The sequence below is a fragment of the Bacteroidota bacterium genome, assembly GCA_016713925.1.
GTDB lineage: Bacteria > Bacteroidota > Bacteroidia > AKYH767-A > OLB10 > JAJTFW01.
This window is the reverse complement of record JADJOH010000002.1, coordinates 1,153,424-1,174,415: the sequence shown is the minus strand read 5'-3', so window position 1 is coordinate 1,174,415 and position 20,992 is coordinate 1,153,424. Positions and strand designations below refer to the sequence as shown.

At 39.5% G+C, this 20,992-nt stretch carries 17 protein-coding genes; 7 read left to right on the top strand and 10 right to left on the bottom strand.

The features are described from left to right. Positions 1-443: 443 nt before the first annotated feature. The gene (locus tag IPJ86_04700) at positions 444-2,603 is read left to right on the top strand and encodes a S46 family peptidase (GenBank protein MBK7886613.1); all 2,160 of its coding nucleotides are present in this window, start codon (positions 444-446) and stop codon (positions 2,601-2,603) included. A 207-nt stretch (positions 2,604-2,810) separates the two neighbouring features. On the opposite strand, the gene IPJ86_04695 is transcribed toward IPJ86_04700, so the two are convergent. From IPJ86_04695 to IPJ86_04680, 4 genes are all read right to left on the bottom strand, one after another. Beyond that, on the bottom strand, positions 2,811-3,263 hold the full coding sequence (locus IPJ86_04695; protein MBK7886612.1) for a hypothetical protein: 453 nt from the start codon (positions 3,261-3,263) through the stop codon (positions 2,811-2,813). A gap of 81 nt (positions 3,264-3,344) precedes the next feature. Continuing rightward, positions 3,345-3,842 carry a D-glycero-beta-D-manno-heptose 1-phosphate adenylyltransferase gene (gene rfaE2 / locus IPJ86_04690; GenBank protein MBK7886611.1) on the bottom strand — a complete coding sequence of 166 codons (498 nt, stop codon included), beginning with the start codon at positions 3,840-3,842 and terminating at the stop codon, positions 3,345-3,347. Then, complete coding sequence (locus IPJ86_04685; GenBank protein MBK7886610.1) at positions 3,839-4,831, bottom strand: flippase-like domain-containing protein; 993 nt, start codon at positions 4,829-4,831, stop codon at positions 3,839-3,841. The genes rfaE2 and IPJ86_04685 overlap by 4 nt, the downstream gene beginning before the upstream one ends. Before the next feature lie 8 nt (positions 4,832-4,839). Continuing rightward, a complete protein-coding gene (locus tag IPJ86_04680) occupies positions 4,840-5,193 on the bottom strand; it encodes an aspartate 1-decarboxylase (protein MBK7886609.1) in 354 nt (117 codons plus the stop codon). Between the two features lie 233 nt (positions 5,194-5,426). Between IPJ86_04680 and IPJ86_04675 the strand changes: the two genes are divergently transcribed. From IPJ86_04675 to IPJ86_04665, 3 genes are all read left to right on the top strand, one after another. Next, entirely contained in the window at positions 5,427-5,813 is a 387-nt protein-coding gene (locus IPJ86_04675; protein MBK7886608.1) for a response regulator, read from the top strand. A 108-nt stretch (positions 5,814-5,921) separates the two neighbouring features. Then, complete coding sequence (locus tag IPJ86_04670) at positions 5,922-6,347, top strand: hypothetical protein (GenBank protein MBK7886607.1); 426 nt, start codon at positions 5,922-5,924, stop codon at positions 6,345-6,347. 319 nt (positions 6,348-6,666) lie between these two features. Further along, the gene (locus IPJ86_04665; protein MBK7886606.1) at positions 6,667-7,908 is read left to right on the top strand and encodes a hypothetical protein; all 1,242 of its coding nucleotides are present in this window, start codon (positions 6,667-6,669) and stop codon (positions 7,906-7,908) included. 95 nt (positions 7,909-8,003) lie between these two features. Here IPJ86_04665 and IPJ86_04660 read toward each other — a convergent pair whose 3' ends face one another. From IPJ86_04660 to IPJ86_04635, 6 genes are all read right to left on the bottom strand, one after another. Further along, the gene (locus IPJ86_04660) at positions 8,004-10,106 is read right to left on the bottom strand and encodes a T9SS type A sorting domain-containing protein (GenBank protein ID MBK7886605.1); all 2,103 of its coding nucleotides are present in this window, start codon (positions 10,104-10,106) and stop codon (positions 8,004-8,006) included. Next, on the bottom strand, positions 10,107-11,753 hold the full coding sequence (locus tag IPJ86_04655) for a T9SS type A sorting domain-containing protein (protein ID MBK7886604.1): 1,647 nt from the start codon (positions 11,751-11,753) through the stop codon (positions 10,107-10,109). Positions 11,754-11,884: 131 nt separating this feature from the next. Next, positions 11,885-13,969 (bottom strand): T9SS type A sorting domain-containing protein, encoded by a 2,085-nt coding sequence (locus tag IPJ86_04650; GenBank protein ID MBK7886603.1) that lies wholly within the window; start codon positions 13,967-13,969, stop codon positions 11,885-11,887. A 5-nt stretch (positions 13,970-13,974) separates the two neighbouring features. After that, on the bottom strand, positions 13,975-15,576 hold the full coding sequence (locus IPJ86_04645) for a T9SS type A sorting domain-containing protein (protein ID MBK7886602.1): 1,602 nt from the start codon (positions 15,574-15,576) through the stop codon (positions 13,975-13,977). A 52-nt stretch (positions 15,577-15,628) separates the two neighbouring features. Further along, positions 15,629-15,835 (bottom strand): hypothetical protein, encoded by a 207-nt coding sequence (locus tag IPJ86_04640; protein ID MBK7886601.1) that lies wholly within the window; start codon positions 15,833-15,835, stop codon positions 15,629-15,631. Positions 15,836-16,030: 195 nt separating this feature from the next. Beyond that, positions 16,031-16,198 carry a hypothetical protein gene (locus tag IPJ86_04635; GenBank protein ID MBK7886600.1) on the bottom strand — a complete coding sequence of 56 codons (168 nt, stop codon included), beginning with the start codon at positions 16,196-16,198 and terminating at the stop codon, positions 16,031-16,033. 20 nt (positions 16,199-16,218) lie between these two features. On the opposite strand from IPJ86_04635, the gene IPJ86_04630 reads away from it, so the two are divergent. From IPJ86_04630 to IPJ86_04620, 3 genes are all read left to right on the top strand, one after another. Further along, the gene (locus IPJ86_04630) at positions 16,219-18,270 is read left to right on the top strand and encodes a hypothetical protein (protein ID MBK7886599.1); all 2,052 of its coding nucleotides are present in this window, start codon (positions 16,219-16,221) and stop codon (positions 18,268-18,270) included. A gap of 110 nt (positions 18,271-18,380) precedes the next feature. Continuing rightward, complete coding sequence (locus IPJ86_04625; GenBank protein ID MBK7886598.1) at positions 18,381-20,399, top strand: tetratricopeptide repeat protein; 2,019 nt, start codon at positions 18,381-18,383, stop codon at positions 20,397-20,399. Positions 20,400-20,460: 61 nt separating this feature from the next. Then, on the top strand, positions 20,461-20,991 hold the full coding sequence (locus tag IPJ86_04620; GenBank protein MBK7886597.1) for a hypothetical protein: 531 nt from the start codon (positions 20,461-20,463) through the stop codon (positions 20,989-20,991). Position 20,992: the final 1 nt, after the last annotated feature.

The window sequence follows — 20,992 nt, the reverse complement described above, 5'->3', positions numbered from 1 at the left end:
GAAGGCAATTTAACAGGGCTGGGGTAGCCGTATCTGAGGAGGTTTCGCCCCTACAGGGCTTACAGAGGTTTCGCCCCTACAGGGCTTACAGAGGTTTCGCCCCTACAGGGCTTACAGAGGTTTCGCCCCTACAGGGCTTACAGAGGTTTCGCCCCTACAGGGCTTACAGAGGTTTCGCCCCTACAGGGCTTACAGAGGTTTCGCCCCTACAGGGCTTACAGAGGTTTCGCCCCTACAGGGCTTACAGAGGTTTCGCGCCTACAGGGCTTACAGAGGTTTCGCCCCACAGGGCTTACAGAGGTTTCGCCCCTACAGGGCTTACAGAGGTTTCGCCCCTACAGGGCTTACAGAGGTTTCGCCCCTACAGGACTGAGGTAGCGGATAGTTGTTCATTCCAACTTATTCCATCCTTTTCCTATTTTTACGCCTCAAATCATTCTATCATGGTATTACGCAGGCTTGTCGCTATCTTCTATCTGTTTATTCATTGTTCCGTTGCTGTTGCTGATGAGGGGATGTGGTTGCCACAACTTTTGCAGCAACTGAATGCGGCTGAAATGCGAATTAAAGGCTTGCAAATTCCGATCGAAGAAATTTACAACGTCAATAAAAATAGTTTGAAAGACGCGGTGGTTTCGTTTGGCGGATTTTGTACCGGCGAGCTTATTTCATCGAAAGGTCTTATGATTACAAATCACCACTGTGGTTTTAGCCAGATACAGAAACAAAGTACACTGGAGCATAATTACCTGCGAGATGGTTTCTGGGCTATGTCAATGAAAGAAGAAATTCCTTGTCCGGAACTTACAGCCACTTTTATAATCCGTATTGATGATGTGACGGCTTCATTCACTAACGCACTGGAAGGTCTAAGTGAAGAACAACGGGCTGTGAAAATTAAAGAAATTGCTTCCGGTCTTGAGAAAAAAGCTATGGAAGGAACCCATTATGAAGCTCAGGTTAAACAATTATATTCCGGTAACGAATTTTTTCTTTTTGTGTCAGAGACGTTCAGGGATGTACGGCTTGTTGGCGCACCTCCTTCCTCTATAGGAAATTTTGGAGGAGATACCGATAACTGGATGTGGCCAAGGCATACCGGCGACTTTTCGGTTTTTCGTATCTATGCGGATAAGGATAATAAGCCGGCAAAATTCAGTCCGGATAATATCCCTTTTACACCACGGCATCATTTCTCCATCAGCATGAGAGGTGTAGAGGAGGAAGATTTTACCATGGTGTATGGATTTCCGGGTCGGACACAGCAGTATATTTCCTCTTATCAGTTGCAGACAATCCTTGAAGTGAACAATCCTAATGGTATTAAGGTTAGGGATGAGCGTTTGCGTATCATGAATGAAGCAAGGAGAAGCAGCGAAGCACTGCATCTTCAATATGCCGCAAAATACAGTAGAGTCAACAATGCCTGGAAGAAATGGCAAGGGGAGATTAAAGGATTGACGTTATCGAATGGATTAAAGAAAAAACGGGACTATGAAGTAGATTTTAGAAACTGGTGTAACACCAGCGAGGCGAACAAAATGAAGTACGGGCAGGTGCTTCCTGCTCTTGAAAAACTTTATGCTCAGCACCGCCCCTATCTATCAGCCAATGACTATTATGCTGAAGCGGTCTTTGGTGTGGAAATCATTTCCTATGCCAACGCTTATAAAAAATTGATTGATGCTACTCTGGAAGAGAAGCCGGACACCGCTAAAGTCAGGATAGAAGCAACAAAACTGAAGTCCGGAGTTTCAGATTACTTCAAAGATTATGACGCGAGCACCGATAAAAAAATGATGAGTAGCCTATTCAAGCTATTTGACGAAGGGGTTTCCGACTCCCTGAAACCAGAGTACTTTACGTTACTTCGAAACCGTTATAAATCGGATTTTAATAAAATGACAGAAGAGATTTTTGAAGATAGTAAATTTGACGAACGGGCCGGAATGGAGAAAGCACTGTCTTCTTTCAACACTTCTAAAGCGAAATCCCTGAAGAAGGACCCTGCTTATCAGTTAGCGGATCAACTGTTAACCTTCTTCCGTTCAAAAATTCAGCTTAAGCTAGTAAGTTTCAATATTGAACTGCAAAAGTGGAACCGCATCTACATGGCCGGACAAAGAGAGATGCAACCGGAACGAAAATTTTATCCCGATGCCAATAGTACTTTGCGCTTAGCCTATGGGAAAGTCAAAGGGTATGATGCCAGAGACGCTGTTTTTTATGACTATCAAACCAATCTCGATGGCGTCATTCAAAAATATATTCCAGGACATGAAGAGTTTGATTTGCCTCCGCGTTTAATCGAATTACATCGCAACAAAGACTATGGAAGATATATGGTGAAAGGTTCTGTGCCGGTCGCTTTCATCGCTACCAATCACACTACCGGTGGTAATTCCGGAAGTCCGGTGTTGAATGCAAAAGGGCAACTCATCGGCACCAATTATGATCGGGTATGGGAAGGAACAATGAGCGATATTCTTTTTAACCCGGATATTTGTAGAAATGTCACCCTGGATATTCGTTATACCCTTTTTATCATCGATAAATTCGCAGGTGCGAAACACCTCGTGGATGAAATGGATATTGTAGAGTAATAATATCGTTACCGGCTACCGGCTACCGGCTACCGGCTACCGGCTACCAGCTATTATATGTAGAACAGGCGAAATTAACACTGTAATTATATTTCAAATATTTTTCCCTGAATATTGCACCGATATCCAAAGCCTAAACTACAGCGGGAAGCCGGTAGCTGGTAGCCGGAAGCTAATCATAGGTGGAATCTATATTTTAAAGGAAAACTAATCCTTCACAAATTCAAGTGAACGGATAGCACCTCTGTTATCAGTAGCTGATAAATAAAGTACATCTCCATCCAACATGACAATGGTCCATGCACGGTTTAAATCTTCATCTGTAAATGCCGAATTAGTGAACTGTAAAGAATCAGGGAATGTGAAGCCGCTTAATTTGACATACGCTTTAGAAAAACGGGCATCAATAGAATAGTTACCAATAAAAGTATAATTAATGGTAGTATCTAAAGATGGATAATCTTTATCATAATTCAACAACACTTCTCCATTGCTGAATGTCCATTTTTCGCGGGAGTCATTACTGTTGGCGTAAAGTACTTTCCAGGTTTTCTGAAGTTTTTCATTCAATTTTTTCTCAGAAAGCAGCAAGTCGTTCTGCTCACAACTAATGAAGGTCATTGAAAGCAACCCGGCCAGAATTAATAAAATATTTTTCATGCGTATTTCGATTTTTTATAGACTTTATACCTTCTCTACTAATCAAAGATACAGTAAAAAACTTCCAAAGTATTACAAATGTCAGATTTTTGCCTGCCGTATGCGTTGTTCAATGGCTGTTGTTGAATAGCCCTCTACAAAGGGAATGGTTTTAACACTTCCTCCTCCTGCTATAACGACATCTGCACCCACTATATTCTCTATCTTGTAATCTGCTCCTTTTACCAGTACGTCGGGATTGACCAAACGAATTAATTCAAGGGGAGTGGGCTCATCAAAGAGGATAACTGCTGAAACACAAGACAATGCAGCCAGGACCAATGCCCTCGAGCGCTCATCATTGATCGGCCTCGTTGGTCCTTTTAATCGGGACACCGACCGGTCAGTATTGAGTCCAATAATCATCTTGTCGCCGAAGTCGGCAGCATGTGATAAATAGTCCACATGTCCTAAATGCAATAAGTCAAAACAGCCATTTGTAAACACAATCTTACATCCCTGATCCCTCCACTTCTTCAGTTGTTCTGTTAATTGAAGGGCATCCATTAACTTGCTTTCCAGCTGTTGAAGATGGCTCATGCGGTTGCTGAATTACGGTTTTTTACAAAAAAGAATAAGCTGATCATAGATAGCGCACCGAGTAAAATTAATAATAAAGTAGCGATCGCATGACTCATGGTGGCATATACTAATCCGTCGGTTTCAGATAACCCATATAATAAGAGTCCTTGAGAGACCAGCAAATGATAAGTACCGATACCCCCTTGTACAGGAGCTGTCATACCAATTCCTCCTAATACCATAATAAAGAGTGCTGCTGATGGACCGAGTGAAGTGGTTTCCGGCAAGGCGAAGAAGCAGAGATAGCTCATCATAAAATACATGGTCCAGATAAATAAACTATGAAAGAGAAAGAGTCCTTTGTTTTTGACTTTGGTTATGCTCTTCAATCCATCTCCCAAACCCAATGCAAACCCGCGGATTTTCTGAATCAATGCAGGCGGATTCGACATCCTGAACAGGGCATAAAGTGAGCCTCCGGCGATGACAGCAATAATCAGGAGGATCACAATTAAGAAAGTCCCATTACCCACTTTTTCTATTGCCGGTCCGATGATCTGTTTATAGAGAAATCCTCCCAGAAGATCGAATTCCAGAAAGGCGGTCATGGCAATGCAGACGAGCAGCATGAAAACATCCGCGAGTCGTTCAATAATCACCGTGCCCACCAGCTTTTCAAAAGGGACATTGTCACTTTTCTTCAAGGCACCACAACGGGAAATTTCGCCCAATCGCGGAACCGCCATATTGGCCAGATAGGCAAAGGTAACGGCATGGTAAGTAGTACTCAATCGGGGTTTATAGCCTAGGGGTTCAATAAGTTGTATCCATCGCATCGCACGGCTGATTAAAGCGGCCATCGAACAAAGGCAAGATAATCCGAGCCACCAGGGATTGGCTGTTTTTACTTTCTCCCATACCAATGAGAAATCATGGTTACGGAAAGTGAGCCACAGAAGAACTCCTCCGATTGCCAGAAAAAACAGATTGCGTAGTGCCGGTATCAAACAGTCTTTTAGGATCTTACGGGATGATTCTCCGCATCAGGGAAGCAAATCCATGGTTTAAAGGATTTTGCCTCTTCGAAGTCCATGCTGGCAAAGGAAACAATAATTACGAGGTCTCCCAAATACATTTTCCTCGCAGCAGGTCCGTTAATACAGATTTCACCACTGCCTCTTTTTCCTGTAATAATATAAGTTTCAAGCCGTTCGCCATTGTTAACGTTCAAAACATGTACTTTTTCACCTTCAATCATATTGGCGACTTCCAGTAAGTCCGGATCGATGGTAATGCTGCCAACATAATTTAACTCAGCCTGAGTAATTCGGGCGCGGTGGATTTTAGATTTTAATACTTGTATGGTCATAGCGGTGCAAAAATAAGGAAGAAGCCTTTGCATTTTGCAAAATGGAATTTTGAAATCTGCTAAGGGGTAGGGTTTCAATGTATAATAGATATTGTGTGAAAGTTGGTGATTAATAAAGTTTACGTCCCTGTACTACCAGACTACGAATTGATCAGCAGATTATTTTCTTACTTTAGCCCTGTAATTGACAGGTCGGGGAAATTTCCTTCCAAGATCCTAACTGATTAATAATTATGAAATTCGGAAAAGCCAGAAAAATTTTTATTGTGGAAGATGATGAGTTACAAAGCTCGTTGCTGATGGACCGCCTGACGAGGGATATTCCACATACAGTAACCATTTTCCCCACCGGCGAGGAGTGTCTGAAACATATCCATGAAAATCCGGAAATTATTATTCTGGACTATCACCTGAACAAGGATGTGAAAGATGCGGCGACCGGAATGGAAATCCTGACTGTGATTAAAAAAGCGAATCCGGATATTCATATTATCATGCTCAGCAGTCAGGAACGTTACAGCATCGCCTTGCAAAGTATTCAGAAAGGAGCGGAGCAGTATGTGGTGAAGGACGCGACTGCTTTTGAGAAAATAAATAATCTGGTGAACGACCTGAAGTAAGTAAGTGCAGTTGATGATTTAATTTTTTCCAACCATTTGTTCAAGATTAAGGTAGCTCTGCACAATTAAAGAATTGATTTTATATTTATCCTTCGACATTCTAAAAAGATGAATAGAATTGCATGTCTTAGCTTAGCGATCCTCGCATTTTTATTTTCTTCCTGTTCATCAGAAGTGGATGGAACGGAAGCCAAAAAAATCGTTGAGCAATTGCTGACAGATTTGAAAAACGAGAAGTACGATGGGCTGGATACGTATTATACTTCTTCGTCCAATCAGAGCGAACCCCTGCAAGCCAAAATGGAGAAATTTATTCGTTTGCAGGATACCACAGGTCCGATCGAAAGCTTTGAATATGTAAGCGAGGATAAAAAGTACGATGAGGCATCGGGGTACAATCAATTGACACTTATCTATAAGGTGGTTTGCAGCAGAGTTGTTTTAAAGGAAACATTTATTCTCGTGAAGGATGAGGGAAAGACCGGCATCATTTTTCAGAACACGGAAAACTGGCCCGAAGAGCAGAGTAATTAATTGATTCCCGGTACTGCGATCTTCCGATTGATCCGTAAATCTTCCACATAGCCTTGCATTTCATCCCTGCAAATGCATTTTATCCCATAACCCTTACCATTTCTCCCGTTTTTTGCAGTTAACCCCTTCTTACTTGACCTGAAAAAGGATCGATTGCATTTTTGTCGAATCAAAGGTTAAGAAAATGTTGACACTTCTCTCCATGCTGCTGATGGTCTCCTCCATTCCGGGAGATGTACGATCCCTCATTTATCTTTTGTTGGAACTGCTCGTTTCGATTTTGAACTTTCTGCTTACGATCATTTAGATGATGGGTCTGATGAAACATATCCTACTCCTGCTTGTCTTTTCGGCAGGTCTGTTTACCGGTGTTGCCGCCCAGGAAAATCAGCAGGGCGCCCAAACCCGTCATCGTTTTGCGGAGATGTACGTTGGGGCGGATATGCGTTTTTTTCCAGGAGCAGGAACGCAATCGAAGATCATTTCTGAAGATGGCTCTTTGAAGAACCGGGAACTGGATGATTATGCCGGGAACCGTATCCTCATCGGCGCTACTCATTTCTGGGGCCATGCAGATTTCTTTGTGGCCATTCCCGTCGCTCGTTTTAAAGAAGCTGCTTTGAGCACCGGCGTAGAAACAGGAGGACGCTATTTTCCGTGGAAGATAGAGAAGGGGAAACTCCGGCCCTGGTTGGGGATTTCGCTGGCAGCAACCTCGTACAAACAGGGAGAAGGAACCAAACAAACACGATTTACGGCTCCTTTAAGCAGCGGCGCAAGCTTCCGGACACGCAATCATCTCATTGAATTCTCTGCAGCGATGGATTTCGGTAAGGCGCAACGTTATTATTTCAGCAGAGAAATAGCGACAACTGTTTCACTGCATAAAATGAGTGTTGGTCTTTCCTATAAATATTTATTTGATGTCACTTTAAGCGCGGAGAAAGACTGGCAGAGCGGTCGTACCCAACGCATCACCGATACCCTGGCTGCAAGGAATAAGCTGAACGGATTCACACTGGCGGCCGGACCTTCTTCCGCATTCTATTTAAAAACATCTGACCACAATACATCTTCACATCCCTGGCTCGGACAACATAAAAGCGCAAAAGTATTTCCTGATCTGGCCATCGGTTACTATTGGCATAAGCCCGATCTGCAATTGAGTCTGGCATATCGTCCTGTAAAAAGTGAACTGAAGGCCTATGGTTACGAGCAAAAGTTGCATCGTAAATCAATTACACTGGAGGCGTATAAGTTTATCGGCGATTACCATGGCTTTGTGCCTTTCGTTGGACCTTCGGTAAGCTATGAACATCTTTCTCTCCATGAAAAGGAAGCGCGGGCAACAGCCTACAAAAAGGAGAAAGAGTACATCCGTCCCGGCATCACCTTTGGCTGGGATATCCGACCCAACCGCATTCAGTCGATGCTGCTCCGCACCAACCTCCGCTGGATTCCCAATTTAAATTTATCAATGAAGGAAGGTAAAAAAATTTCCTTCGATCAATTGGAATTTAATTTCATTCAGTTGGTTATTTTTCCGGGAAGGATGTTTTAGGAGGGAGAATGTGCAAAGAAGAATCTTTCCCTAAGGGAATGAAATGTAGAAGGAGTATTCATTGAATCGAAAACAACAATCCATTCAATTTCCTATCACCCCTGCTTCAACGCCTTAAATACTTTTTGATTTTGAATTGTTTTTACAATTATAAAGTACAATCCATCATTAAATTCCGCCAGGGAAATTTCCGAATAGTTTGTATTGATCTGCGATAGTGTTTTGATTGTTTTTCCTGTTGCATCCATAACAACAATGGATTGAATCTCATCTCCTTCTTTGTTTTCAATGTATATTCCGGTGGCTACTTGAAAGGGATTGGGTAAAAGTTTAATATGAGCATTGCTGCTAATTTCCGGAGTTGTACTATTTCTAATGCGATTTCCGCTACCGCCACTGAGAGGTGGAGGACAGATGGCCACTGATAAATTGGGGTCAATAGTTATTTTAACTGCTGAACCGGGCAGTGCACTAAATCCATTATCCAGCTTTATATATTCTTTTGCTATTAATTCAAGATTGCTACCTATATCTGCAACATAAGGTCCTGCCGTTTGATTCGGATCAACAAATTCGCCCACATGGATTTTTGCATCTGCCACATACGTATTCGGACTATTTGCTGATTCAACATCATCTTGTAAAAACAAAGTGCCGTTTGTTAGGGAAGCAAGATCATACTTGCGGATAAGTCTTCCGCCCATTCTATCAATGGCCACACGATGGAGCCCGACAAATGTAGGCGCATTGGCAAATTCTAAAACCGAACCGGGATTTAAAATAAAAGCAGCATCAAAAACCTCAACGCAGGGATCAAAGGTTAATTTGCTTCCGGCTGCCAGTCTGTACAAAGAGGCATATCTGGAATGGTCAGGAATCATTGGGTCATCGGGGAACAACGGATCTTCACTACGCAGGTCAGTGCGAACGGGTACATCACGATCATCACTATAAAAACCACCATTGGCGGGAGTATTATCATTGGCCACTTCGGCGGGTGAAGGATAAACTCCACGAATGGTACGGAAGGAATAGTGACTTGGAAAATGAAGATCAGTGGCAGTAATGGTAACATCGCTGGGGTTGTAGAAGATTCTATCTGTCGTTGCCAGCTCTGTAAACGCAAAGTCAAAATTAGAATTTATAGTATAGTTGTGTGAAATACCAAACATGGGAGAAAAGTTTGATCCCGAAACTTCGTAACCTGCTATCGCTCTGCCTTCACTTTGATAGAGTGGTGCCGTGATCAATGAATAAGGTGCAAAATAGGCACGGATGTATGAAGGGAATCCGGGTGTATAGTTATAAAATGCATAATTGGACAAGGGGTAAATCGTATAAGGCAAATTACAATTTGAATTTACAAGATCACTGTATTTAAAATAGTCAAGAGTACCTGAAACCGGTACAATCAGAGTTGGCGAACTTTCATTGTAATAGTGACTGGTATTTTTATGTAATAATCTTGGAGCAAAGCAAACATCATATTGTGATTCATTGCAAAGTGCATCGCTATTTGGACAGAAAGGATAGGATTTCATACGACCTCTCGTATTATCATGAAGCCACGAAAACTTGAAAATCGGTGGTGTAATCGGATCAGAGGTTGAATTCGTTTCACAATGAATATTCAAAGTATGTTTTAATATGGTATGAGGAAAATAATTTCGGACCGGGGTGCTTAACACGGGATTATCAACGGCATATGCAAATGAAGCTAAACTTGAACCCTTCACATTAAACTTAGTCGGTGGAATATATCTTCTAACGTAATCCCAGCTATCAGTATTGGGATCATATGGATCTGAGGGTAAAATGAAGTTTCTTCCGGGATTAGGATTATTAGCTCCACATCCACTAGTATTTTTAATACAGTCAGGTAAAAACGGGAAAGAAACTACTTCAATTTGATAAGAAACAGCAATTCCATATCCTGGCGCCTGAATGTAGTTCTCCCAAAATAGCCAATCGTCTATAGTGAGAATATTGTATTCACCGTCATATGATGGAAATGGATTGCTGAAAGGTCTATACCATTTAAGCAATTGCGTATTTGAAGTAGAGGATAAATTTATTTCAAAATCAGAACTTACCGGAGAGGGTAAATTCGCATATTGATTTATTAAATCTTGTGCAGTAACATTAAGAAATGATAGTTGCATTAAAATAACAATAGATTGTATAAATTGTCGTCTCATCTAATTATTTATTTTAATTAATTTCTTATTGATTTTGCTTTTATCATTATATACTATTGATAAAATATAAATTCCTGATGGTAAATTTTCCAGATTAATTTCTAAAGTTGATAGATCATTTACTCTGCATTTTTCCATTAAAATACCATTCATGGAACTTATACTTATATTAATTGAGGATAAGGGGTTATCACAAGTAATTGTTATTTTGTCTTGAAATGGGTTAGGAGATACTTTTATTTCGATATCATTCAATTCGGAAATTTCATTAGAAGAATTTGGACATAAATTCATAAGTCCCAAAGTTGAATTTAATACATCCAATCCATAAGTATAGTTGAAGCTATGTGATGTGTCTATAGAAATCGAATCCGGATTAATTGCAATAGGATAATTTACTGAACTTTCAGTAAGATTGCTGGCAAAGCAACCTATTCCATTCAAGTCTGTTTCGGCTATTATAATATCAAAAGCAGAACTTAGAAGTAATTTTACGCTTCCTATAAAATACGCTTTATTACCGATTACTGTTCCTGCTTTATAAAGAATGTTTGCAAGTGGGTAGGTATTGTTTTGGAAGATATAGTTATAGCCAATGATATCTCCTATGCTATCAATATTAAGTATCCGGGGTCCTAAGGATAAAAGAATATTATCAGTTGAATCAATAAAGGCGTTTGTAAAAAATAATTTATCTTGAATTCCATCATAAATTCTTTTACTTATCACTTTATTATTAAGAGAATCGAGAGTAAAGTATATAAAACTGCTCTTTTGATTAGCAGAAAATTTTTCAACACCACAAAAAATCTTTCCCGATTTCTTCGATGTTGCTAGTTGGAGGTAGCTATAGTCAACAGTATCTGACATACTATACATATTTATAGCTAAACCATTTGTATTACATTCTATTAGAAATAACTGAAGAAAATTCGATGAAGTCGTATCTATTTGCGCCGTCCCTGCTATAAGGAAGGTTTGCTTCTTTTCATTGAATACTCCATGCCATAAATTCGTATTGTAGTTTGGATGTTTGTTAAAAATTCTTTTGAATATAACTGAATTGGTTTTATGATTATAGGCAATAAAAACGCCTTCATTTGGCTCAAATTGTTTTGTACTTCCAACGGAACCAATAAGGAACAAACTATCACCGGAAACATGAATCGGTTTAAGATATAGATTGTTCAGTGAATCACTGATGTTTAGTGTATGTATGGTATCGCCTGACATATTTAATTTAGCGATGGTTGAAAATAATCTATATTTTTGATTTAATGAGTCGTATTCAGAATTTGAGCTCACTATAAGTATACTAGAGTCATTCGTGAGTTCCATACCGGATGTATTATAGTTTACGTTACTATAGCCATACAATTTGGTAAAGATGGGGTTAAAAGAGGAGTCTGTTTTAGTAATCGCTAGTTGAGGCAGTCCGAGAGACCCTATTCTAATAGTGGATGATATTATAAAGTGATTATCATATGTAATTGCAATTTTATCTCCATACTCGTTGTTAGCAGGGTTTGTGAAACATACGTTTCTATAGGTTTGTGCGGTTGAAGTTCCACGAAAAAGAAAATTTAAACATAGCCCTATAAAAAGAAGAGCGTACTTCACAAAGCTTGATGGAGAATTTAATTTCATTCAAATGGTTATTTTTTCCCGGAAGGATGTTGTAGGTAGAAGCGTTTGCATCACGTGGTTATCATTTCGGTAAAAGAAATGCTCAATTGATAAGAGGATTAATCGACGCCAACAGTTCGTACATTTTCATGTTACCCTTGCTTAATCGCCTTAAACACTTTTTGATTTTGAATGGTTTTTACAATTATAAAGTACAATCCATCATTAAATTCAGCCAGAGAAATCTCCGAATAGTTTGTATTGATATGCGATAGTGTTTTGATTGTTTTTCCTGTTGCATCCATAACAACAATGGATTGAATCTCATCTCCCTCTTTGTTTTCAATGAATATTCCGGTGGCTACTTGAAAGGGATTGGGTAAAAGTTTAATATGAGCATTGCTGCTAATTTCCGGAGTTGTACTATTTCTGATACGATTTCCGCTACCGCCACTCAGCGGCTGTGGACATAAACCAATTGATAATAATGGGTCGATTTTAATTTTCACCTCAGAACCATTTTCAGCAGAAAAGCCATGTTCTAGTTTAATAAATTCACTAGCTAATAGTTCTAAGTTGGTTCCGATTGCTGCTACATAAGGCCCAGTTTGTGACAAAGCATCAACATTTTCTCCAGCAAATATTTTCGAATTTACAACATAGGAATTTGGAGCAATTGCTGTTTCAGTTTTATTTTGTAAATAAAATGTACCGTTATTTAGGTCGTGTTTTTCAATTAGCCTCCCTCCAAATCGATCAATAGCTACCCTATGTAAACCAATGATGGTGGGTTTGTTGTCTAAAACTAATGTTGAATTTGGATATAGAATAAAGGCTGCATCAAAAACACTAACACATGGCTTTAATGTAACCATGCTACCAGAAGCTAATCTATACAATGAAGCATACTTAGAATCATCAGGAATCAACGGGTCATCGGGGAATAAGGGATCTTCACAGCGCAAGTCAGTGCGAACGGGTACATCCTGGGGATCATAGGGGCCACCATTGATATTGATGTTATCAGCCAATACCTCAGCAGGTGTTGGAAACATTCCCCGAATAGTTCTATAGGAGTATGGATAATAAAAAAGTAAATTATCAGCAGTTATTGTAACATCACTAGGGTTGTATATGATGTAATCAGTTGTATTGATTTCAGCCATGTGGGGTAAAATATTCGTGTTTATAAAATAGTTATGTTCTATTCCATTTAGTTTCACAATGTTTCCAGAAATATTTTCGTAGCCTGCAGGTACTAGACCACGATGTTGCATGAGTGGAGCAGAAATGAGGGAATATGGCGGGATATATGCTTTATTGTAAGTAGAAACAGGTGAGCTGGAAAAGAACACATCGTTTTGATTTGGTTGAATTAAAAGAGGAATGGTACATCCATTGGAATTGATATTTGAGTAATCAAAATAGTTTATAGTTCCATTTGGTAATAATACTGTGTTATTGCTTTCATTGTAAGAATGAGAAATTTGATTATGAAGTAATTTTGGAGCATATGAAACGTCGTATTCTGATTCTGAACAATTGGTACAGTTGCAGGGGCAAAAAGGGTATTCTTTCATTCTGCCTCTTGTATTATCATAGATCCATGAAACACTAAATATTGGATTAGAAGTAGGGGTAGTGACATTATTGTTTTCACAATGGACATAAATGGTATGTTTAATTATGGAATGAGGAAGATAATATCGATTGGTAAAAACATCAAAAGGAAAGTTATCTTTATATGCTATTGATGCTAGAGATTGACTTTCAGTATTTATCAATTTAGTCAATGGTTTTTTTCTAAAAATTGCAGCTCCCCAGGTATCAGTTAATGGAAAATAAGCTTGCGAAGAAGGTGGCATTACCAAATTTCTATCAATAGCACCTTCGCATCCATTCGAATATAAATAGCAATCTGGTAAAAATGGAAAAGACACCACCTCCATGTCGTAGGATAAAAGATAAGTTTCTAAAGTCGGACCAAGATAATGATCAGCCCAAAAAAAATCAGGAGTAAGTAAGTTTATTTCATATTCACCATTATAACCTGTAAAGGTATTACTTCTATAAAATTGTACTGGATTAGAATAACTATTTACAAATGTTTCAAGGTTCGAAAATTGAAGAGTTGGGCTATTGAAATAGGGTACTATTATGTCTTGACTTTCAGATTTAGTATTAAAAATAAACATGAAAAGAAATAGATTGCAACAGTTTTTCATTTTAGTTTTCATATTCCTTAAGATTTTACAATTTTTAGGTACGTGTTAGAGCCGTTGGACAAATTCAATTTCAAAAGATAAACTCCGGGAACTAAGAAACCAAAATTAATTATTTGATCATTGTCAATTGAATAATTAAATGTAAGTATTGTTTTTCCTTCCAATGAAAAAACTTGAACTTGTTGTATCGAGGAAGGTAAATTTTTAAATTGAATTGAAGAGTGGAATGGATTTGGGAATACATTAATTACTTCTTCTTGTTTATTTATATCTTCTAAAACAGCATTTGGGATACATTGATCAAAGCGATTTAAAACGATCGACTGAATATTAAAATGTGGTTGCTTATAAATTATTATTGAAGAGTCTACGGTTATTGCGTTGATGCTGGGAGTCATTTGAAAAAGATAGGGTGTGGAAGAAAAGGGAACAGGGTTAATATAGCAACCAACACCTGAAAAATCACATTTTGAAATTAACATCTCTTGTTTCCCACTCAATGTATATTGCGTTAAACCAACAATAAAGAGATCATTATTTATAGCAGTCGCTGATTGATTATTTATTTGCAGCAATGGAAAGGTTGAGCTGTAGTAGTTATTATTACTTAACATGTATCCCGTTGAATCAACAATAAATATATTTCCACCTGCTAAAAATATAATTGTTGAATTGACAGAATTTAAGGTCGCTTTAGAAACGTGAAGCCAATTATTATAATACTTATTACTGTTTTTTATTTGTAAATTGGAGTCTAATACACATATCACAAATCCATCACGGATATAATTGGTTGTCGTTAGATCTTCGTAAAAAATATTCAACTCCTTTGTGAGATTATTGTAAATTAATCCAGCAGTTGAACTCACATATAACTCCATAGTATCTTGCAATTGCCATTTGTTAAGAATATCGCCTAGTTTATTTATTTCAAGTATATAAGGAACACGCAAGAGCGAAATTGTGTCTTCTATATTATATACAGTTAAGAAAAAACTATTCCTGTGTTCATGATAAATATATGATCCGATGCCAGTCTCCACATGTGGAGATATACTATATGTTTTATTAAACATGATTTGCTTTGAATTAAGATCGATTGCAATTAAGACCATTTCACGATCCATCGTGGCATTCATATTGAATATATTGCAAATTAAGTATAATATGTTATTTTCAAAATGCAAAATATTGCCGGATATTCCATTTAATGAATCGCTAATGGTAATTGTCCATAAAGTATCAATTTCATGATTCAGGCAAAGTATAGTTAATGAAAATTTTGTTGGAACTGTGTCGGTTGATGTGGTGGAAGTAATAATAAATGTGGTGTCGGATATTGGATAAATATTTTCAAATCCACCTCTTAAATTCGAATCAATATATGTTTTAGATGTGACTAAATTATACGAACTATCCAATTGATATAGGATGCCTTTAGGATCTCCATTTTGTAATTGATGGAAACCTATTATAATATTTAAAGTATCGTTAACATGATACATTTTTCGACCCACATGATTTTGCCCTGGTAAACCAAAAGATGACGTAAAGTAAGATTGTGCATTTAATGAATTAAAGGCTACCAATTGTATTAGTATCAATAGTATACTTTTCATGAATACGAAATTTGAGAATTAAATAGTGATTGAAAAACGAGGAAAATTAATTTTATTTATTCTTCTCTTCCAATTTTCGCAATCTATCCTCTAATTCAAAAATATATAGATGCAGCTCTTCGATTTTTTCAAATGCCTTACTCATCAACTCCATTACATTTGCCCCCTTACTTTCTAATTCGCCGGCTGAAGGAACTCCCGGAAGATGCTTGTTTTTTGAAACATAGTGGCGTAGTGTATTTTGGATAGTTTGTCCCATCGTGTTGCTGACTAATATTATATTAAAAAGTAAAATTAGAGCCGGTAGCCGGTAGCCGGTAGCCGGTAGCCGGTAGCTGGTAGCTGGTAGCTGGTAGCTGGTAGCTGGTAGCCGGTAGCTGGTAGCATATTATTTTTTGTTTCCATAGTATTAAAAATAGTAGAGTTATACTTTCAAAAGTACTATTAATTTCAATCAATTTCCCGGTTGCTTTGAATTATTTGCCATCCGGATCAATTTTATCCCTCCTCTCATCTCAAAATAATCCGCAAAAATCAAGTCTAAATGCAATAGTTCTCCACCCGTTTGTCGACTTTCACCAAAATTGATAACTATTTGTTGCAACAGTGAAAGTGAATTCATACTTTTCATCACCTAAAACCATGATGATGTTTAAAAATCTACTCTGTTGTTGTTTGTTATTTCTAACTGTTCAACACGCCATTTCTCAAACTGTTCCTACTGCACAGTCCATTCCCTATAGCCAGGATTTTAGTACACTGGCTGCTTCTTCCGCCGTCTATCCGGCAGGATGGCAGGGATGGCAGTTGAATGCCACCGGTCCGACCACATCTTTTCGTACAACAGCCCCCACAGCAAACCTGAATCTAACGGCTAGCAGTACCGCAGCGACTACCGCAGGAGGAATTCATAATTATAATGGTAAAATCGGAATTCTAGCCAGTGGAACGAATGATCCTGCATTGGGATTGGTAGTGAATACCGTAGGGAAGATAAATATTGTGGTGACTTTTGATATCGCCACCATCCGCAACCTCTATAACGGTACCACTGAAACACGTCGTAATAATGTGGAACTCCAATACAGAGTCGGAAATACCAATGGAACTTTTACTTCATTGACCGGAAGCATTTATATAAACAATACCTCGGCTCAAACAACGGGCACTACCGCACGTAACGGCATGCGTTTTCAATATATTCTTCCTGCGGCTTGCGAGAATCAGACGGATGTTCAGTTGCGCTGGGTGCAGCGCGATAGTTCCGGTGCGGGTTCTCGCCCTTCTTTTGCTATAGACAATGTGATTGTTTGCCCGGCTCCTATCGTAGCTGCCACAGTTGTTCCTGCCTGTAATGGCAATGATGGCAGTATCAGTCTCTCCGTCTCTGCCGGATTGCCTCCTTATACTGTTGCCTGGGATACGATCAATAAAAATGGTCCGGTGTTTTCAGTTACGACAGCTAACAAAAATGCCAGTCACCCTTATTTCGGTGTAGGTTTTCCGGTAGGCTATGTGCTGGATGGAATTCAAGGCAAGGAATTGAATCTGACCCGTGGTGTCAATTATACGTTTTCCGGAACTTTCCCCGGACATCCTTTTCATATCACCACCAGTGCAGCGGGCGGTAGTTTTTTGAATGAAGTCACCACCGGTGTCACGAATAGTCAGTTGCAGGGAGGTGCAATGGTTTTTACACCGAATGTCACCCATCCTGCCTTGCTCTATTATATGTGCGGTGTCCATTTGAATATGGGATGGAAGGCGAACATTAATTCCGGACAATTAACAAGTTTTAATATCGCTAATCTTTCACCCGGCAAATACAGTGCTGCGGTTTCTTCCTCGGACGGCTGTATCACAACACTCACGATCACAGTAGCTGCCGGTACACCGGTAGAACCACATATCTCAGCTAATAGTCCGATTTGTGAAGGCAACACACTTGAACTTTCAGTAACAGGAGGAGATTTCTATAGCTGGACAGGCCCGCTTTCATTTTCTTCTAATCAACCTTCTCCTCAGTTACCCAATGTGAGTGTTACCAATGAAGGATACTATTCGGTTGTCGCCTCTTCGTTAGAAGGATGTACGTCCAAGGACTCTTTAGAAGTCATCATTAACTTAAGCCCCTCTATCAGCTCCTTCCTTCCCGCATCAGGACCCATAGGCACTACCGTTAGCCTTAGCGGAAATAATTTTTCGGTGGTGAATGAAGTGAAGATCAGCGGGCAGACGGCCACTCCTGTCATTTTGAATAATACCTCACTCGAATTTAATGTTCCTGCCGGAGCGGTAACGGATAATATCATTGTGAACACGGCTGAAAATTGCTCCGATACAAGTGCCGTTGCATTCCTGGTTGTCAATATCAGTCAGCTGAATTTGAAATTATTTGTGGAAGGTTTTTATACGGGCAACAATGCCATGACGGCACCCTTGCAGGACCCGCTTCATCCCACTCATGCCGATTCGCTGATCGTAGCCTTGTATGACTCTACAAACTTAGCAGGCGGCCCGGCATTTTCTGTTGCAGGAGTGGTGGATGTCTCCGGCAATGTATTGCTCACTTTCCCACCTGCAGTGATTGGCAACAGATATTACATTGTTATAAGACATAGAAACAGCATTGAAACCTGGAGTAAGCATACACAGTTGTTTAGTCAAACCACACTTTTTGATTTCACGGACTAACTTCTTGTTGTAAATAGGTTGGAGTAGCTAAACGCAGGGAAGGTTCAAATTAAACCGACCTTAGTGACGGTACTTTCGATTTTATGTAAATTTGCCCGGACCTTACTCCCATGTTACCCACGTATTTTTTCCGCCTTCTATTCCTTGTTCTGCTTTCATGCGGTATTCCTGCCTTATGTCAGGAGGCGGAAAAATTAAAAAAGGAACTTTCATTTGCCAGGGAGGATACCACCCGTTGCCGGATTTTAAACGAGTTAATCGAAGCAGAGGCGGATGATAACGTATGGCCTGCATACAACGATCGTATGAAACTTCTTGCGGAGAAAAATCTGGGAGAAAGAGCGGCAGATGATCCACAGCTTCCTGTTTTTAAAAAGTACCTGGGTGCAGCGTTAAACAATACCGGAGTAGTGATTCAAAACAAGGGGAATTCTAAACTTTCGCTGCAGTATTATCTGAAGAGCCTTCGCCTGCGTGAGGAAGTCAGGGATAGCTCCGGTATTGGGGAAACATTAAACAACATCGGTTTGATTCATCATGCACAAGGCAATATTCCATTGGCCATCGATTACTATCAGAAAAGTTTAAAAATACAGGAGCTGATTGATGATTACACCGGGATGAGTACAACGATTTTGAATCTCGGCGTGATCAGTTCTGATCAGGGTGATTATACGAACGCGCTCACTTATTTCCTCCGAAGTTATGAATTGCAGGAGCGTACAGGAGATGAATATGGGAAAGCGCATTCATTACATAATCTATCCCGTATTTATCAGAGAAAAGGAAATTTCGAAAAAGCATTAAGAACTATACAGCAAAGCCTGGAGATCAGGAGGAAAATACAAGATACGAAAGGAATCGCCTATTCGCTTTTTAATATGGGTAACATTCTTTCAAAGATGGATACCATTGGTGAAACAAAAGTTATCCAAAAGGAATATCTCGAGAGCCTTGCCATCTTCGAGAAGCTGGAGGATAAGGAAGGTGTTGCCTATGTGATGAATCAGCTCGCTGAATTGTATTTTAAGAATGGAGAGTATAGGCGCGCGTTAGACTGTGCGGAAAGAGCCTTGTCACTAGGTAAAGAATTAGGATATCCCGAACAAATCAGAAATGCTTCTCATAGTTTGTATCTTATTCATAAAGCGATGAAGCAGGAAGGTCTGGCACTTGCCATGTACGAGTTGTATTCAATTATGCGCGATAGTATTTCTAATGAAGAATTACGCAGATTGAATCTGGGAAAGCAATATCAATATGAATTCGATAAACGTACTACAGCAGATAGTGTCAAGGCGGTGGAACAGCAGAAAGTGATGGCCGCCAGAATTTCAAAGGAAAAAACACAACGCTTTGCAGTTACGGGTGTGTTGATATTGACAGTTGTCTTTTCAGGATTTATCTTCAACCGCTGGCGCATTATTAAAAAGCAGAAATTGCAAATACAACAACAGCATACCGCTCTTGGAGAAGAGAAAAAGAAATCAGACGATTTATTGTTGAATATCTTACCGGAAGAAACAGCGGAAGAGCTGAAACGAACCGGGCGTGCAAAAGCCATGCGCCATGAGCAAGTTTCTGTCATGTTCACCGACTTCGAAAATTTTACTCAGGCTTCCGAAAAGATGAGTGCAGAAGAATTGGTCAATGAAATCCATTATTGTTACAGTGCCTTCGACCGGATTATTTCAGCCTATCCCATCGAGAAAATTAAGACCATTGGGGACGGGTACATGTGCGCTGCCGGTTTACCTTTAGCAAATGTGAATCATGCGTTAGATTTAGTAAAAGCAGCTTTAGAAATCCAGAAGTTCATGAAGGAATATCAGGAAGAGAGAATGAAAACCGGGAGGGATTATTTTGTAGCGCGGATAGGTATTCATAGTGGCACTGTGGTAGCGGGTGTAGTAGGCACTAAGAAATTCGCCTATGATATTTGGGGCGATACCGTAAATTTGGCAGCACGTATGGAGGCAGGCGGGGTTCCCGGAATGGTGAATATCAGTGAAAGTACAATGGAGTTGGTGAAGAATTATTTTGATATGGAATACCGTGGGAATCTGGAAGTGAAGAACAAGGGAGAGATGAGAATGTACTTTGTAAAGACTATTAAAGAAGTAATATGAAGTTTTGTTAATGTTCTTTCTATTGTTTAAAATTTAATAATTTTGTACACCTCTACCAGCTATGAAAATTAGAAAATCTCTTTTCCTGACTTTATTCCTGCTTGTAATTGTTATACAGGGTTGCCTGGATGACAAAGAAAAGGAGCCTTGTGGTGAAACGCTTGGCGATATTACATTCAACACGCTGCCCGAAGCAAATAAGTTTGTTGTGGTGCAAGTGGATACCCTTGCGGATGTGGCTATATTGAGGTATACCGGCTCCGACTGGGATAATATATGTACCAAGGATAGTGTGGGACTTTCTGTAAATGTCCAGGGTGTTTTTACAGAAATAAAAGCTTGTTTGCACTGGTCTCCTGCGGATAGTATCGTATTTGAAGTGACGAATGCCGGACCCGTATGGTCAGGGAGGTCAGCGAACAAAGATATTTCCGGTGTTCATGGCAGCGGTCCCGGAGTGATTTATACTTCTGTGGATTTTAAATTTTCTTATTCGGATAGTGTTACCACACTTTCAGCACTGCACAATCATCTCTCCGGAATTTTTACAGGCCTGTACATTGATCCTGTCGGATATCGTTTTAAGCCGTAAG